Annotated in this window: 14 protein-coding genes; 5 read left to right on the forward strand and 9 right to left on the reverse strand. The window is 53.9% G+C overall.

Annotated features, from left to right (window positions below):
• Positions 1-38: 38 nt before the first annotated feature.
• The 4 genes from DMP06_RS06320 (at position 39) to DMP06_RS06335 (ending at position 4,522) form a co-directional block, all read left to right on the forward strand.
• Positions 39-905 carry an ADP-ribosylglycohydrolase family protein gene (locus DMP06_RS06320; protein ID WP_123208919.1) on the forward strand — a complete coding sequence of 289 codons (867 nt, stop codon included), beginning with the start codon at positions 39-41 and terminating at the stop codon, positions 903-905.
• A 126-nt stretch (positions 906-1,031) separates the two neighbouring features.
• A complete protein-coding gene (locus tag DMP06_RS11415) occupies positions 1,032-2,009 on the forward strand; it encodes a GNAT family N-acetyltransferase (protein WP_161957850.1) in 978 nt (325 codons plus the stop codon).
• Positions 2,010-2,063: 54 nt separating this feature from the next.
• Positions 2,064-2,432: a 3-hydroxyisobutyrate dehydrogenase gene (locus DMP06_RS06330; protein WP_123208903.1), complete on the forward strand. Its 369-nt coding sequence runs from the start codon at positions 2,064-2,066 to the stop codon at positions 2,430-2,432.
• Between the two features lie 203 nt (positions 2,433-2,635).
• Positions 2,636-4,522, forward strand: a complete 1,887-nt coding sequence (locus DMP06_RS06335) for a hypothetical protein (RefSeq protein WP_123208904.1) — start codon at positions 2,636-2,638, stop codon at positions 4,520-4,522.
• 367 nt (positions 4,523-4,889) lie between these two features.
• On the opposite strand, the gene DMP06_RS06340 is transcribed toward DMP06_RS06335, so the two are convergent.
• Both DMP06_RS06340 and DMP06_RS06345 read right to left on the reverse strand, forming a co-directional pair.
• Positions 4,890-5,786: a tetratricopeptide repeat protein gene (locus tag DMP06_RS06340; protein ID WP_161957851.1), complete on the reverse strand. Its 897-nt coding sequence runs from the start codon at positions 5,784-5,786 to the stop codon at positions 4,890-4,892.
• Positions 5,787-6,044: 258 nt separating this feature from the next.
• Positions 6,045-6,422, reverse strand: a complete 378-nt coding sequence (locus tag DMP06_RS06345; RefSeq protein ID WP_123208906.1) for a hypothetical protein — start codon at positions 6,420-6,422, stop codon at positions 6,045-6,047.
• 119 nt (positions 6,423-6,541) lie between these two features.
• Here DMP06_RS06345 and DMP06_RS06350 point away from each other — a divergent pair, with 119 nt between their 5' ends.
• Positions 6,542-7,555, forward strand: a complete 1,014-nt coding sequence (locus tag DMP06_RS06350; protein ID WP_123208907.1) for a hypothetical protein — start codon at positions 6,542-6,544, stop codon at positions 7,553-7,555.
• A gap of 175 nt (positions 7,556-7,730) precedes the next feature.
• On the opposite strand, the gene cas2 is transcribed toward DMP06_RS06350, so the two are convergent.
• From cas2 to cas3, 7 genes are all read right to left on the reverse strand, one after another.
• Entirely contained in the window at positions 7,731-8,021 is a 291-nt protein-coding gene (gene cas2 / locus DMP06_RS06355) for a CRISPR-associated endonuclease Cas2 (protein ID WP_181443027.1), read from the reverse strand.
• Positions 8,022-8,026: 5 nt separating this feature from the next.
• Positions 8,027-9,058 carry a type I-C CRISPR-associated endonuclease Cas1c gene (gene cas1c, locus DMP06_RS06360; protein ID WP_123208909.1) on the reverse strand — a complete coding sequence of 344 codons (1,032 nt, stop codon included), beginning with the start codon at positions 9,056-9,058 and terminating at the stop codon, positions 8,027-8,029.
• A 12-nt stretch (positions 9,059-9,070) separates the two neighbouring features.
• Positions 9,071-9,757: a CRISPR-associated protein Cas4 gene (gene cas4 / locus DMP06_RS06365; protein ID WP_123208920.1), complete on the reverse strand. Its 687-nt coding sequence runs from the start codon at positions 9,755-9,757 to the stop codon at positions 9,071-9,073.
• A gap of 51 nt (positions 9,758-9,808) precedes the next feature.
• Positions 9,809-10,705 (reverse strand): type I-C CRISPR-associated protein Cas7/Csd2, encoded by an 897-nt coding sequence (gene cas7c / locus DMP06_RS06370; RefSeq protein WP_123208910.1) that lies wholly within the window; start codon positions 10,703-10,705, stop codon positions 9,809-9,811.
• 3 nt (positions 10,706-10,708) lie between these two features.
• Entirely contained in the window at positions 10,709-12,502 is a 1,794-nt protein-coding gene (gene cas8c, locus DMP06_RS06375; protein ID WP_123208911.1) for a type I-C CRISPR-associated protein Cas8c/Csd1, read from the reverse strand.
• Positions 12,499-13,164 carry a type I-C CRISPR-associated protein Cas5c gene (gene cas5c / locus DMP06_RS06380; RefSeq protein ID WP_123208912.1) on the reverse strand — a complete coding sequence of 222 codons (666 nt, stop codon included), beginning with the start codon at positions 13,162-13,164 and terminating at the stop codon, positions 12,499-12,501. The genes cas8c and cas5c overlap by 4 nt, the downstream gene beginning before the upstream one ends.
• Positions 13,165-13,232: 68 nt before the next feature.
• Positions 13,233-15,521 carry a CRISPR-associated helicase Cas3' gene (cas3, locus tag DMP06_RS06385; RefSeq protein WP_245962409.1) on the reverse strand — a complete coding sequence of 763 codons (2,289 nt, stop codon included), beginning with the start codon at positions 15,519-15,521 and terminating at the stop codon, positions 13,233-13,235.
• Between the last annotated feature and the right edge of the window lie 165 nt (positions 15,522-15,686).

The following is a 15,686-nucleotide window of genomic DNA, read 5'->3' on the forward strand; positions in this document are numbered from 1 at the left end:
GATATGGTATGCGCAAACGCTTCGATGAAGGAGGCATTATGGCCATCCAAGACGCCGCCAGCCAAACCCGCGGCACACGCGCAACCCAGCTCAAATCCATCGTCTACGGCGCCGCTGTGGGCGACGCGCTTGGCGTCCCCTTTGAATTCCAGGCGCGCGACACGTTCACCTGCACCCAAATGGCGTCGGGCGGCGCCCACGGCATGCCCGCCGGCACCTTTTCCGACGACACCTCCCTGCTCATTGCCACGTGCGACAGCATCCGCGCCTGCAACGGCACAATCGACCTGAAAGATATGGCGGCCCGCTTCCGCGCCTGGCTCCACCAAGGCGCCTACACCGCCGACGGAACCGTGTTCGACGTGGGCAACGCCACCGCAACCGCGCTCAACGAGGGCAAGGGCCAAAGCGGCGAGCGCTCCAACGGCAACGGGTCGCTCATGCGCATCGCGCCCCTCGCGCTCACAAACGCCACCGACGCCACAATTGCCGAGGTGTCGGCCATCACGCACGCGCACCCCATCTCCACCACGGCGTGCGTCGTGTTCGTCCGCATTATGCAAGACGTCCTTCGCGGTATCGACCTACCAACCGCCATACGCAGCCACATCCCCGGCGACCAGCGCTTTTCCTTCTTGGAAGACGTCGAGGCGAAAACCCGCGATGAAATCCAGTCCTCCGGCTTCGTCCTTCACACCCTCGAGGCGGCGCTTTGGTGCGCCCTCCACACGAAAAGCTACGCCGAATGCGTCCTTGAGGCCGTGAACCTGGGCAGCGACACCGACACCACCGCCTCCGTGGCGGGCGCGCTCGCGGGGGCGATGTACGGCTACGACGCAATCCCGCAGCAATGGGTCGAAACCCTGCGCGGCAAGAGCGTGATAGACGCGTGCCTTTTCGCGTGAGGCCGATGGGCCCAAAGCCCCACGCCCGCTTCAACGCACCCGGCACCCAGGCACTGTCACCACGCACGCTTGCAAACCGGCATGCAGACAGACGCAACCATCAATCGACCCAACCGGAGGAACGCGATGATCATCCTTATAGCAGGCGCAAGCCATACGGGTAAAACCGCCCTGGCACAGCGGCTCTTGGAGCGCTATCGCTACCCCGTGCTCTCGCTTGACCTGCTGAAAATGGGGCTTATCCGCAGCGGGCAAACCAGCCTCACGCCAGAAGATGACGAGCTGCTCACTCCCTATGTGTGGAGCATCGCTTCGCAAATGATCAAGACGGCAATCGAGAACGACCAGAATCTCATCGTGGAGGGATGTTACATCCCCTTTGACTGGCAGGAAGACTTTCCTCCCGCTTACCTTGAGCGCATCAGATACTGGTGCCTCATCATGTCGGAACGGTACATCCGAAGCCACGCCGGCTCCGTGCGGGCGTTTGCGAACGTCGCGGAAAAGCGCCTGCATGACGAGATAGACTTCGACGAACTCGCGCGCGACAACACGCTAGTCTTGGCCGAATGTCGGCATCGAGGCCTGCCGTACTGCCTTATAGAACACGGCTACGACGTGGACGAATGGGCCGTGGCGCCGATTTCGCGCGATGACGCGAAGGAGGCGGCACGGCTCTTTCATGCGACCGTGCATACCGTTAACGCGCGCGATTACTCGCCCAGCCAAGTGGGTGCATGGGCGCCGAACGACGAATCGTTTCTGGAGAGCATAGCCGCAAAGCTCGCCGGTCAGCGCGGCATTTGCATCAAAGAGTGCGGCATCCTTCTAGGGTTTGGCACCTTGGATGAAAACAGCGACATCGACATGCTCTACGTGCATAAAGACCGCCAAGGCCAGGGCATCGCAAGGCGTATCCTCCTCGAGCTTGAGGCCATTGCCATCGCGTCCGGCAAAACGGCGGTCAGTGCCGATGCGTCGCTTACGGCGCAGCCGTTTTTCGAGCGCATGGGATATGCGACCGTTCGCAAGCAAACCGTAATGCGCCGCGGAGTCGAACTCGCGAACTTCCGCATGGAGAAGCGGCTGACGCGGGGCGAGTAGCTAATTCTGCGCTATAGTTAAGCCCGTAAGGCACTCTTGAGGAAGGAGCCAGTCATGGATAAAGAACTGTTTGATTACGTAGCGGCGCGCGCCGACGTCCTCGCAACCGCCGATAGCGCCAAGCAGGCGACCAAGGACGCCGCGGTCGCCTGGAAAGAGGCTGTTGCCGCCGATCCCAGCGACGCCGCCGTGGAAGCCGCCACTGCCAAGTTCGTTGATTTTCTCGAAGGACGCCCGAACACCATCGAGGGCGTAATCGCCTTCCTCGAAGGCCCCGCCAAACAGATGCTCGGCGAAGAAGCCGCAGCAGCCGGCCTCGCCGCCCAACTCGCACGCAAGGAGGCCGGAGCAAAGTGGTGCGACTGCCCCGCCTGCACCGCCGCCACCGAGATTCTCGCGAAATTCGGCCGCATCGAGCTATAGGAATCATCCGCAAACCACAACGTCATGAGAGCCCGGATCGGGCTCTCTTTTTCTTCCTATTGGTTTTGTTCTATACGCCGGACACAATCTGGTGTTGTCTGTCCAACGCATAGAGCAATCGGGGCATACTTGAACGAACATTTGTTCCTTGCATGATATACTATATTGAAACACAATGAGCATACCGCCCCAAGGATGGACCCATGAACCAACTGCAAAGCAATGCCCGCCGCAACGCAGGCGACCGAGAAAGGCATCCCGCTCCCTCCGCAATCCAAAACATCCTCTCCAGCGCTCCCGAAGGCCTTCGCACCGCGCTCCAAAACCCGCGCGTCCGACGCTGGGCGCTTTACGCCGTCAAGGCAATCGCCTTCGTTGGGCTGTTCTTTTTGCTGACGCAGTTTGCTCCCCATATGCCGGCAATAGGCGTAGCGCTTTTCTGGGCGGTGCTGAGCGCGATTTCCGCGCTGGGCCTGGCGTACGCATCCGTCATCAGGAAAACCCACAAGCGCTCTAAATATGCCGAAGGCGGCATGATGTACCGCCTCAACGAGGGTCGTGTTTTCAGCTTGATCGTGGCCTTCGTGCTGGCGGCGGTATGCGCGGCCGGCCTCATCATGGAAGCTCCCAAGTGGGGCATGGCAATCTGGGCGCTCATCGCGGCGGCTATTCCCGTATATGCCATCGTCTTCGTTCTGGTAGGCAAGCGGATGCGCAAGGAATACAATGCGCCGTACCAGGCATCGAGCGCCATCAAATGGAGCGGATGGATCGTGGGCTTGTTGCTGTGCGCAGCCTATGCGGCAGTCGTGTTCTCCCAGCCCGCCGCGCACTACGCCAGCATCACCGAGGCATTCGTGGCAACGCAGCTCCCCTTTGACGGCTCGCCCTCGATTCTCATGTCGGAGGCAGGCATAGCCAATTCGTTCGCAGAAGGGCTCGTGGCATTCGGATCGTCCGAGGCTACAGGCGATTACATGCCGCTATACGTGCTTATTCGCATCGTGCTCGTAGCGTCATCATTCTTTGGCATCGCCAACATGCTCGGAACCTGCGCTCTAGAGCTTCAAGAAATCAGGCGCATCTTCGCACCGCTCGATGCAAGCGAAAGCCAGGACCGTCATTCTGCCCTGATCAAGCGCTATGCGGTAACGGCGGGCGTGCTGCCCTTGGTGCTGATGGTCGCGTTCGTAGGCGCCAACTTCAAGGTGGGCGAGGTTGCAAGCACGGGCGAATACACCCCCATGCAGAGCTTCGTGCGCGACAGAGCAGGCTTGACGGTTGCCGAAATTGACGGAAAGTTCTACGACTACAAGCTGATTGAAGATCTCATCATGCAAACCGAGGAGAAGTCGGACTCTCTTTCCGAAGAGGCCAAAGAGACGCTGGTGCCTCTGATAAACGCATCGTACGACAAGCGAATCGAAAACGTCGACAGCTATCTGGACTGGTATTACAGCCTGCCCGCAGACTACGAGCGCCTGGCCAACGCGGTCACCGGATCTGCCGAGGAATTCGTGGAGGAGCAGTTCACCGCCAAAATCGAGGAAGGCATAGACGACACGGCGATTAGCGATGCGTTCAGCGAATTCGAGGGACGCACCAAACAGATCGCAACCGATGCAGAATCTGCCCTGCAAGACGCCGAGATCGAAGAGATTCCCAACATGCCTGACTGGCTGCTGGAAACCGAGGTCACGCTTAACGCCGATTTTCTCTCCGAGCCCATGGAGCCCGTCCAGAAGTTTTCCAATGCGGAAACGATGCGCCCGCTGGTGAGTGCGGGCGCGGGCTTAGCGGCGGGCGTAATGACCAAGGCCGCTACCAAGCCGTTCTTCAATAAGTTCGTGACCAAGATCGCTACCGCCCTAGGCTCGCGCGGCCTGGGTGCAGCGGCCGGTGGAGCCGTGGGGTCGGCAGCCGGGCCGCTGGGCACCATCGCCGGTATCGCCGCCGGAACTGCGCTAGGCATAGGCGTAGACGCTGCCATGCTCGCAGTCGACGAGATGCAGAATCGGGACACCTACAAACAGGAGATAGTGGACGCCATCGAGGAAGAGCGCGCAGCCACATTGGCTTTGGTGGAATAAGCGGCGTCGGCATTGAACCGCAAAGCGCCACGCCTAAAAGACGAACAAGCGCATCGCTTTCCGCATCCGCTCACATAGTCGCTGTAGCCTCTTGGCCGCCTCGCGACCGCCGATACAGACGTCGAAGCGCCTCGCCCAACCGCAGAATCTATATGTCCCCTCTAATGGACACCCGAACACACCTTTAAGAGCATGATGCAGATTGGAACGAGGCATGAAGGCATCCGTACCGCACAACCCGTCAGGAGGAACCACAGGCGATACCGCGGAGCAAATCTGCCCCGGTGTGGCTCAGCCAACATCGCATGTATCCGCCAAAACGGTTCGACCTAGAGCGACACAGCCCTGGGAATCGCATTGGGGATTCCTACTTGGCCCCAGCTGTAAAGTCATCCGCTTCTAACAGATTGCGGGCTTTCTCCTGCCCCGCAATCGCCTCTCGCAGGCGATTAACGTAATAGAGCTGTCCATTGGCGATGTCTTTGCGCAAGCCAATTTCTGCTTGCTGGAAAAGCGAAAGTGCGCGAAGGGCATCGGGCTGCACCCCGCAATCCGAGTCCTCGGGGTTAATAAGCATGCTCGCAATGCGAAACGCGGGCTGAGCGCGTTCTACATCGCCGCACGCCATATTCAAGCTTCGCTCGTAAAGCCTGTAAGCCTTTTTCCTATCCCGCGGCACTCCCCTACCGCGCTCGAACATATCGCCAAGCTTATACACAGCCTCATACGAAGGAAGCAACGCGGCAGCAAGCGAATACCAGCGATATGCCTTCTCGAAATCGGGCTCGCCTATACGACCGTATTCATAAATGTACCCCAGGTTGATGACGCCCTGATAGCATCCCGCATTGGCTGCCATCTCAAACAGCTCGGCAGCCTTGTTGAAATCCCGACCGATCAAACTCCCCATATAATAAAGAGCTCCCAGGTCATTCATGCATCCGCTGCTTCCGTTTGAGATACCAACTTTGTAGCCCAAAACAAGCATCTCAACAACTTCGGGCGCCTGGACAGCCACGTCATAAATCTCGCTTCGATTGTTGTATACATATTCAGCGAATTGGTCCCCCTCGGCCGAAAACGCTACTTCGGCCATTTCGCCGAGAAGGCGCTTCACGAATCCGGAACCATACACCACATCGCCATCGGCAAACGCCTTGTCGAAGCCCTCTTCATCCTCGTGCTCGACGAATTCCATGCCCGATAACTCCGCCATGCGCATGACGTCGTTTTTAGTAATTCCGTATGTATTATCAATCTTCATCGAGATTCCCTCCATCCGACCATCGAATCTTGGCCCTCTATAATTCTGCCCGTGAAATGCACAAATGCATTATCCCCCATCGCGATATTACTCAGTGTCCCACATCGGGTACACCTGTCCCTATCATGCCCCCCTGCAATTAGCAATCATAGAAACGTAGACAACAGGAAAACGAGGATAAGCAGAACGCCATCGCCACGCTTGATGCAGACACCACCCTCATCAAAATGCACCTACCGAAGTTCATTTGCGAGACAACTATTGAAGATATGCACGATGCCTATTATTTCCTGACCGGAAGGAGGACAAAGACCGCCAAATCGCCGATGATACAATCATTCCCGACATCTGCCGATCCGTGCTAATAGCAAATAGCGGAACCACACCGTTTTCCATTACCTGCAGAGCGTATAGCTTCATGGTGCGCTTCACCTGGGCGGACAGATGCGAAGAGATGCAGAAGAAAAGCAGGTCGCCGTCAAGTATGACCTGAAAGATCGCGCCTTGCGACTCGACGACGAGACTTCGACAGAATCGACCATCAACTTCAATCATGCGTATAGCTGGCACGGTGCAGAAACGAAAATGCCGGACCTGAGCCTTGCCCGAGTCCGGCATTTTCGACGTTTTCTTCATCAAGCAAATATTTCAACCCACGTCCACCAGACAGCACCTCAGTAGACGACATGAATAGTATGTACTATCTAAAAATCAAATTCATTTGCTTGATAAAGAACTGAAATGAGGAGCAGAGATTGGACATAGTCGCAGAGATCCTGTCACCCATCGATAACTCTCCTCTGGCAATTAGTGTAATCACCTGCGCACTTGGAGCCATCATTGCCGCAATCGGATGGCTCCTCAAACGATCCATTACACGCAGAGACAACGGTTCAAATACGACACAACGAGAAAGTGGCATCGTCCTCAATGACATTCAGGCGAACAATCTGACTATCCAAGTTGCAGCGCATGATGCTCTCGTAGTGAGCCCCAACGCCACAATCCCGAAAGGAGAGTTTTCCGTAATTGCAAGCCGTCTCCAGGAGTTGATGACGCTTATCAACCAAGGGCTTCCTCAGTCCAAGCAAATCAATGAATCCAGAATCGCCGAATTGCTCGGAGAGGAGTCGGCAGAAGCCACGATGTTGTATTTCCAAGGCCTGGCATGTCCCAGCTTTTCATACCTCGATTGCCTTGCCGACCTTTTGGGCGTAGAGAAAGACTGGCTTAAGGGCGGCTCTGCCTATGGGGACAGAATCTTCACCCCTGCACCTACTGAATCCTTTTACCCATCTGAGGCCATATACGGCATCTATGCGGCAAAGTCCTCCGCAATCTACTTCGTGCTATGTGAAAGCGAGGAGAAGGAAGCGACGATCATCCTTGAGCAAAGCGAATATAAATTCCAGGCTATATCCAGGGGTTACCCCCTGGATATAGATCATGTAGGCGTTACGGGGCAGAGGCAAATCCTTAGCTTCATTGAGTTGTCAAAACAGCTCTTCCGAACGAAACAGATTCATTGTTCAGGTTTTAGCGTCACCCGAAGGCAATGGGAAGAACTTATGAGCGGAAAGGTATGGCCTGGTCGTTTTCCATATATAGCGAAACGTGAAGGACGATGGTTACCATTCTGGGCTGACGACTTTTGCGACATCAATCATGAATACTCCGTATCAAAAGAATACGAGAAGAAGTACGGAGCATGGTTCGTGCGAACTCAGCGTTGGGTAAAACAACAGCTCGAGAAGAACCAGGCACACTGAACACCCATAAACGTTCTCTTCACCAAACAGTCAATACGATCTGCATTTCCCCGCAGATGCGCCAATGTGCCACCTTTGTCCTTCTGCGCACGGTAAACTATGCATCAAAAAACAAGCCGGAACTTCGTCATGATAGCCCGCAGGCCTGCGCGAAAGCCAAGTCATCTACAACAGATTACACCGACAGAAACCCCTCCGCATCGTAGGACGTCTTCGCTCCCACATGCTCAATTTTATTCTCGTACGAATTCCCCAGATAATAGAAACGCAAGCTATCTGCATTCTGGTCTATAAGCTCAATCAAGTCATGCTTTATGCGCGCCATGGTCGCCGCATCAGCAACACACTCAAATACGGAATTCTGAACACGCTGCCCATAGTTGACGCAGCATTTTGCGACTTTCCTCAGCCGTTTACGCCCGTTTGCGGTTTCGGTATTCACGTCATACGTTATCACAGTAAGCATAACGATCACTTCCAAAGAAATGGTGGGTATCCGTCCAAATCGCCCCTAATGCAGCGAGCCAGAAGCTGCGCTTGCACAAATGGCACAAGACCACGTGGCATTTTTTCTTTAAGAAACGGATGGAGCACCGTCTCGCGCTTGCGCTCTTGCCAAAACGAGAACAAGGACTTTCTTCCTTCGTCTGACAGCCGCACCTCCCCCGTCTCCCGAACGAGAAAAGAATCCGCAGTAACAATACGATTGTTGATTGCGGTCACAACAAACCGATCGACCAGAATAGGTCGCAGCTCTTCCATCATGTCAAGAGCCAGAGATTGACGACCCGGCCTATCAACATGAAGAAGCCCAACGTAAGGATCAAGACCCACACCTTCTAATGCCGACGCGCAATCACGCGATAGAACTGTATAAAAAAGTGAAAGCATCGCATTAACAGCATCGGTAGGCGGCCTGCGCACGCGTCCTTCAAAATGAAAAGTCACTTTATCGCGTAAGATCAAATGATCAAATACTCCAAAATACTCCGCCGCAGCATCGCCCTCAATACCACGAAGAGAATCCGCGGATTCACACTCTCGCGCATGCAAAAGGGACTCCTTCATTCTCTCGGAGGCTCTTTTCACAGCATTCGCATCAATACGAAGAGAGTGATCGCGCAAGGCCCTTTCTAGAACCCAGCGACCATTGAACAACTTACCGACTATAGAATTACGCGCGATTGAAAGAGAATCGGCCTCATTATCCGAAATAGCGTATTGCGCTTTGCGCAAAAGAACATTCCCCTTTGATCGGCCCTGTACGCCGGCCAAAAACTTCCCACGCGTATTAAAAAAGCTCAGCGCTATGCCTCGGTCGACACAGGCGCCCATCAAAGCCGGACTTGCACCGCTATACGAAAAAGACATGATGGATTCTAGAGTATGGAGCGGTATGCGCCCCAGCTCTTCATCGCCCCTCTTCGCTACCACGTTTTCGCCATCGAGAGTCAAATAAGCATCTTCGGTGAAGATATAAAGAGTGTTGAGAAGGTGCCTCATTCCCGCCTCCTTTCATCCTTCTCGTTTTTCATTTAGGCTGGAAAATGAGTCAATCAAATAGGACTCAACAGGTTGTTTTTTGGCGGGCGAGGCGGTTTTTGGCATACATGCTTCCACAAGCGAACAAGAGCGACAACCTTTTCCGGGCTTTACGTGTGGAACATGCCTCCGAGCGAAAAGGTCGTGCATCTCCTGAGACGCATGGTTCACCGCTTCCCGATACTCCACGCTGAAGGTGACAAGCTCGCGCGATTTCGTTTCTCCATAGTACAGATAGCCCGTAGGTATATCGCACGCCAGCATTTCTTCAAGACACATTGCCTGGGCGCATAGCTGAAGCCTGTCGGCATCCGTAACCTTCGCCCTGCCGCGCTTATATTCGATAGGAACCGCACGCCACAATCCGTCCTCACCAGCAAGAGAATGCCCCTGCTCATCGGCCTGAAATTCCACTACATCGCATGCGCCTGATAGGCCCAAGCGAGCCGAATGCACCCGAAGACCACGCACGATAATCGTGTCGCCTCGTTTTTCACGCAAATCTTCGTCGTGCGCTCGCTCGTGCATGAGCAGCCCAAGCGTCGTAAGCAGATTCTCGTTCCAGATTTGCTCAATATGGATGAGCGCCCATTGGCGGCGGCAGAAAACAAAGTGCTGAATTCCCGACAAAGCTAGATAGTCTTCTTTACGATATTCCACCGCCGCCTCCACTCTGCAAAGCTATGAAGCCATTGGGCTATAGCCTGTACGTTATTTGAGTTGGTACTCCACCGTCACGCCTTCAGGAATGGCGGACTCATCAACAACCACATCTTCGTAATCGGCAAATGAACGAGCGATGGAAACGTCACTTTTCTTCTTGGTGCTCACAGCTTCGAAGAGCTTATACGAAGGCGCGTTTCCCAGCTCGCTGTCGTGCTTGAATACGATAAGCGCCCGAACCGCCATCTTGCCACGCGCTGCAGAATGGTCGTGTTCGAACATATTCATGATGGCATCCCATAGCAGCTCAAGATCGTCTTCGGAAAAGCCTGTCGTTTTGCGAGCGAGATTGGCTGAAACAAATCCCTCGCAACGATATAACGCATACGGAACGATATATTTGCGCCCCATTTCGGTATTTTTTCTATCCGCATCTGCCTCGGTAGTAATTGCGACACGCGTTATTGTCACCTCTTGCGGAACCAGAGGGTCAACGCTGCGAGCAAACGTCAGCTGCACAGGACCACGCACTTGTCCGCAATTCATATTGTTTTTCACAAATGTGGTCATGACGGCGCCGAACGTGCGCACGTCATAGAACGTCCGGCACATGTAATCGCGCACTTTAAAATCTATGGTCGGATCATCTTTCCTGAGCTTTTTAGCCTCTTTCGCATCGATTCCCAGCTCGGCAAACGCACGCCCGTCGCTCGTCTGCAGCGGCACTCCGTCTTTGATGTAAATTTCATAGCCGGGCTCTCCCTCCTTCACAACCTCAACGTAGTTGCGAATCTTTCGCTTGAGGCACACATCGGTCACGATACCGTGGTTGGTTTCGGCATCGATGCGAGGCATATTGCCTGCATCCGGATCACCGTTGGGATTGCCATTTTCGACATCGAAATACACAACGAAATCATAGCGATTCTTAATAGGCTCGGACATGATTTATGCCTCCTGTTCTGCTTCGGCAACACTGGCTTTATTCTTTGTTCGCTCTTGAATGTCATGCTGCGATTGATGGTAGTACCCTAAATAGAAGATACTCTGCTCCTTCTGCGTGAGACTTTCCGGAATGTCCTCAAGGCACCACATGTAGGCACGCATCCTCTTGTCAAAGCGCACCGCTGCACCCGGATTATCCCTACGCGCTTTCCTGGCATGAGCCTCAGAAAGTGCCACAAGGGTTGGAAATATAAGAGCGGGCGTAGCGCACGCGGCATTGAAATACTTATCTTTGACAGTTGCATTAAGCGTAACGGATGTATTTGGTTTGTAATTTGCTGCATACTGGATGTCTTCGAACATGGCGAACATGCGTCCAAGGACATAAGGGACATCGGTGCGCTCTTCGTCCAATCCCATGGTGATGCGCTCCTTTCTATTCTTTATGAGATACGCCTTGAGAATGGCCATTCTTCCTCGCGACACCTTTCGTGTGTGGGTGTCGGAATCATCGCGGGACGCCCTCGTGCGAAGAAGCGCATTCTCAAAAAGCGCTTCAGGATAGGGTAGGTCCTCCAAAATCGACCTTATAAGACCTCCCGCAATGCTGGGCGATATGGAGGGTTTTTTCGCATTGGGGTTTTCGATTTCTTTCAGAATCTGGAAGGGATACACATAGTCCCACTCATGCGGCGCATGGACGATATCCATTCGCTCGTAATGCTGAGCGATATTTGAAAGAATGGAGCCAAACGAGTCACGTACAAAAAATCGCACCGATACACGAGCGGCATTCGGCGCAAGGCCAAGCACGTAAAACGGAGCGTCCATGTCTACATCACCTACGGGAAGACCTCCGCTGACCGCCCTCAAAATGGCATGAAGCTTTTCATCGCGATCTTCGCCTCCCTTGCCGCGCTGCTCAGGGGGAATGCCCCCGAACATCATGCACGCAATATCCGCACACGTGTCATCGTCTTCCCCCTCCGCCCAATACACCATGGTAGTATCACCAAGACGCATATGGTGCAGCGGGTCAGACAAAAGGTAATTGAGCGCCGTAGCATAAGCAAACGCCGCTCGCTCACTCACCGGGGCATTGAGGCCTTGCTCACCATCGTGGCCATACGATTCAAACGCCGCAGAGTTAAATCCGACAAGAGACGCGCCCATAGGCTGAGCGTCGGCAATGCCTTTTATCGGTGGGTGCAGACGCGCAATGGGAGCCTCTTCTCCCGTCACAAGGCAGCGCATGACGGCGCCCCCATCCGCATCGGACCGATTCGCTGTATCCCAAGCCCGCCGCACATCGGCGTCCTCAAGAACTTCTTCGCCCTCGAACGAGAACACCATATTGCCCACAAACAGCGCATCGCCCGCGGTTTTGAGCAAAGGATGCTCAGCTGCATTCGCGGGACTCCAGGTTTCAAAGAAGCTCACAACCGCCTTCGCCGCCGAAGATTTAATGTTTTGAAGAAGGCTCAAATGCAGCTTGCGCGACGCGTTGAAACACTTTTCCGCCCGGTCCGGCTTGCCTTTACCATCAATGCCCAGAAAATAGGAGGAATTGTCGCAAAACGCGTTTGCAGCAATGCCGGACGAGCGTTTCACCTGCTCAGGAACAATAGTGCTCCATCCTCGTTTTTCCGCGGATGGAATAATTGCCTTCAGTGAGCCGTCGGATCCTATCTCCAAACGAAACGCCACGTCTCGCCTGCACCATCCAGGAGGCGCGACACGTTCAGGATGGCGGTCCCTCAAATATTCGTAATAACGCGCAAGCGATTGCAGAATCATCGGAGCACCTCGCTCCCTGAAATGTCCACGACCCCATTACGCATAACAGCGCGGAAAAACATTGGCGTGATATTCTGCGGGTCGCTATAGTCCATGTCGTAAAGCATCAAGCCAAAATCGCGTTCTTCGACATCGGAGTAGAAGCCCCGAGGCGGCCATTCCCCTTCATAGGGCTTGAAGTAAGCCGGGAACTCCCTCGTTCCAAAATACGGCTGGGAATAACATTGCCCCTTCTGAATCCGCCTTTTCAAAATGTCGGCGAATTTCCCAGGATTATCCCCGCCTTGCACAGCTCCCGTCATTTCAAAATGGAACTCAACAACATAACGCACATCGACCAGAATCATTGAAGCCCGCTGCTGGATATCCTCTTTTGTATTGATAAACGGGGCAGAATTACCATTGACCACAGCCGACCGCATGGCCGAAGCCGATCCCTTGGATTTCACCTCGTTTCGCCGAACATTGCTAAAACGAATCTGATTCATCACGTGAACGCGATCAATGACGACGCGCATTCCGGGATGCCAATAAATCGATTCGACGGCACCACGCAGCGCCGAAGGAGTAGGTATATCGTAACTCATACGCTCAACCGACAATTCCGGCCGCGTAAATAGAGCCCTGTCGCCGAACATTTCGATTCGAAATCCGTACGTCATACGCACCCCCTTTCTCTAGAAAGTCAACACCGCTATCGCATTGGATGCACTTGTCCAATCCATAGCCTTTATAAGAAAACCCCCTTCCCCTCTTCCAGCGCATCAACATCGAGTCCTATTTCTTCCGAATAAGCCGAGGCATCATCGAGCACGTACACATTACCGTTCACGGGCGATGCCGCCCCCGACTCGAGAAGCATCCTTAAATCGAATTCGTACACTCCGACAGCACATCGTGAAAGGCGTCGCATCGTTGCCCGTGAGGCTTCGCCCGACCGAAGCGCACGGACATCCTCCTCATTGGCATCACTTGCCACAATAACCGTAGCGGACGCATCTTCGATAATGGAAAAATCGCGAGATGCGTCAGCAAATGGAATCGAATAGAGCGTACTTCGTCCCTCACCAATTATCTTCCGAGTGGACAGCATCTCTAGAACGCCTTTGGCGTCAAGCTCTTTATCCCTTAGCTTATAGAGATGGCGGAAGTACTGATCTATTGCACTCAACGCCCCCAAGGGCACGGAATTCGAAGCATCCTTCGCTAAATCCTGAGAAATAAGTTGCGCAACTGCACGTTTCTGATTGATGCCTCGGGGGATACGATAATCCCGCTCAGGCTGAAACACGTAAACCGTGCCCCTATCGAGCTTTCCCTCTCTATTGCATCGACCCGCGGCCTGCACAATTGAGTCGATGCCCGCAAATGCGCGATACACAACAGGAAAATCCAGATTCACGCCCGCTTCAACCAAGCTTGTTGCAACAACATGGCACGGCTCGTTGCTCCCATCACTCATCCTGCGCTTTATTTCCGCAAGCACATGCCTTCGATGGTCAGCGTGCATTGAAGTAGTTAGATGGAAAGCACCTTCGCCATACTTAATCAGGCCGTAGATTTGCCGCGCCTGTCGCCTGCTATTCACTATGCAAAGGGATTGTCGATACCGAAGAAGGCTATTGGCCAGCTCTTCGTCCGAAAGTACACCCGCATCCTTGTAACAAACGCGCTCAAGCGCATTAAAAAGCGGCTGCGCATCGGAAATAATCTCTCTTACGGTGCATCCATACTTCTCAAACAAGAAATCGAGCGCAGGTTGCGTCGCCGTACAGAGTACGACTGAACAGTTGTAATTGTTAACGAGCTCCGCCAGGGCGCGAATGCAAGGTTGAAGCTGCTCCGTAGGAATCATTTGAGCCTCATCAAGCACAATAACACTGCCCGCTATATTATGGAGCTTACGGCACTGAGAAGTCCTGTTTGAATAGAGCGATTCGAACAGCTGGACATTTGTTGTCACCACGACAGGAGCGTCCCAGTTCTCAGCCGCAAGGCGCAAACGCTCACCGAGCTCTCCCTGGTCATCAAAGTCAAAGTTTGCGTGATGCTCCAGAACGTTTTCATTCCCAAGAACCCGACGAAACTCTTTCGCATTTTGATCAATGATTGACGTGTACGGAATGGCGTAGATAATGCGCCTCATGGCATTTTCGTGTCGAATTGCGTGATTCAACGCAAACCGCAGCGATGCAAACGTTTTACCACCTCCTGTAGGCACAGTAAGAGAGAAAACGCCCGGTTCCCACGATGCCGCACGCAAGCAGGCATCCAGCACCTCACAACGCTTTACGTTGACGAAAGATTTCGGCGGGTAGAATGATGATAGCTTCTGTTCGAGTTTCTCACAAAGAGCTGGTAAGACTTCGTATTGCAGATGATGTCTTTCGCCCGCCATGAATCGCTCGGTACAGAGAAAGTCAGCATCGACCAGACACGAAAACACCATGCGAATTAGAAATTGCATCGAATACCAGGCCGAAAAGGCGTCACCTTGATTGAGCTTAATGGAGGGAGGCTTCATTCTCCGCGCCATCGAAGCCAAATCAATTTCCTGCCTAAACGCCGAGTAATCTGGATTCTTCCCTTTGCGACAGTCTTGCAGTCGGGAAAATAAGGTCCCCTTTTCGAGACTTTCAATGGACGTGGTGCCGCCGTTTGGCAAACCGCCATGATGGCCGGATACGCAATATGCGAGTTGCCAAAATCCAAGGCTATTGAGCTCTTCGGCGCCTGCCGTTGTATGATTGACTATCTTGCCACCGTGAAGAATGCGGTTCTGGAATTCACGGGAATACTTGCCAATATCATGCGCCATGCCCACGACAGCCGCCCAATCCTCGCCGCCAAAAGGACGCGCGAAATGCGCCGCCATTTCTGAGACTTCACGCAGGTGGTCAGAAAGAGGCTCGAGACAGTCCCCTGCGGCATGTGACACGTATTGCTGTGCGCCACCCATCACCCAATTCCGTCCCTTCTTGCCAGCTTTACCGCCCAATCGCAAAAGTACGATATGCATATAATAGCATCTCCATTTTGGCAGGCTGTACCATAAAAGCGTTGTGTTAGACCACTTTGGATAAGTGTCCTGCACGCAGTACACGCGACGGGGCCCCGGTTGCGACAATTCCATCATCAGGAGAGATGGAGGTTGCAATGGAAGACGTGCTCACCCAGCTGACGA

Origin of the sequence: Slackia equolifaciens (genome assembly GCF_003725995.1) — a bacterium.
GTDB lineage: Bacteria > Actinomycetota > Coriobacteriia > Coriobacteriales > Eggerthellaceae > Slackia > Slackia equolifaciens.

Coding starts and splice junctions, on each gene's coding strand:
- DMP06_RS06320 (WP_123208919.1), top strand. CDS start 39: ATGGCCATCCAAGACGCCGCCAGCCAAACCCGCGGCACACGCGCAACC.
- DMP06_RS11415 (WP_161957850.1), top strand. CDS start 1,032: ATGATCATCCTTATAGCAGGCGCAAGCCATACGGGTAAAACCGCCCTG.
- DMP06_RS06330 (WP_123208903.1), top strand. CDS start 2,064: ATGGATAAAGAACTGTTTGATTACGTAGCGGCGCGCGCCGACGTCCTC.
- DMP06_RS06335 (WP_123208904.1), top strand. CDS start 2,636: ATGAACCAACTGCAAAGCAATGCCCGCCGCAACGCAGGCGACCGAGAA.
- DMP06_RS06340 (WP_161957851.1), bottom strand. CDS start 5,786: ATGAAGATTGATAATACATACGGAATTACTAAAAACGACGTCATGCGC.
- DMP06_RS06345 (WP_123208906.1), bottom strand. CDS start 6,422: ATGAAGAAAACGTCGAAAATGCCGGACTCGGGCAAGGCTCAGGTCCGG.
- cas2 (WP_181443027.1), bottom strand. CDS start 8,021: ATGCTTACTGTGATAACGTATGACGTGAATACCGAAACCGCAAACGGG.
- cas1c (WP_123208909.1), bottom strand. CDS start 9,058: ATGAGGCACCTTCTCAACACTCTTTATATCTTCACCGAAGATGCTTAT.
- cas7c (WP_123208910.1), bottom strand. CDS start 10,705: ATGTCCGAGCCTATTAAGAATCGCTATGATTTCGTTGTGTATTTCGAT.
- cas8c (WP_123208911.1), bottom strand. CDS start 12,502: ATGATTCTGCAATCGCTTGCGCGTTATTACGAATATTTGAGGGACCGC.
- cas5c (WP_123208912.1), bottom strand. CDS start 13,164: ATGACGTACGGATTTCGAATCGAAATGTTCGGCGACAGGGCTCTATTT.
- cas3 (WP_245962409.1), bottom strand. CDS start 15,521: ATGCATATCGTACTTTTGCGATTGGGCGGTAAAGCTGGCAAGAAGGGA.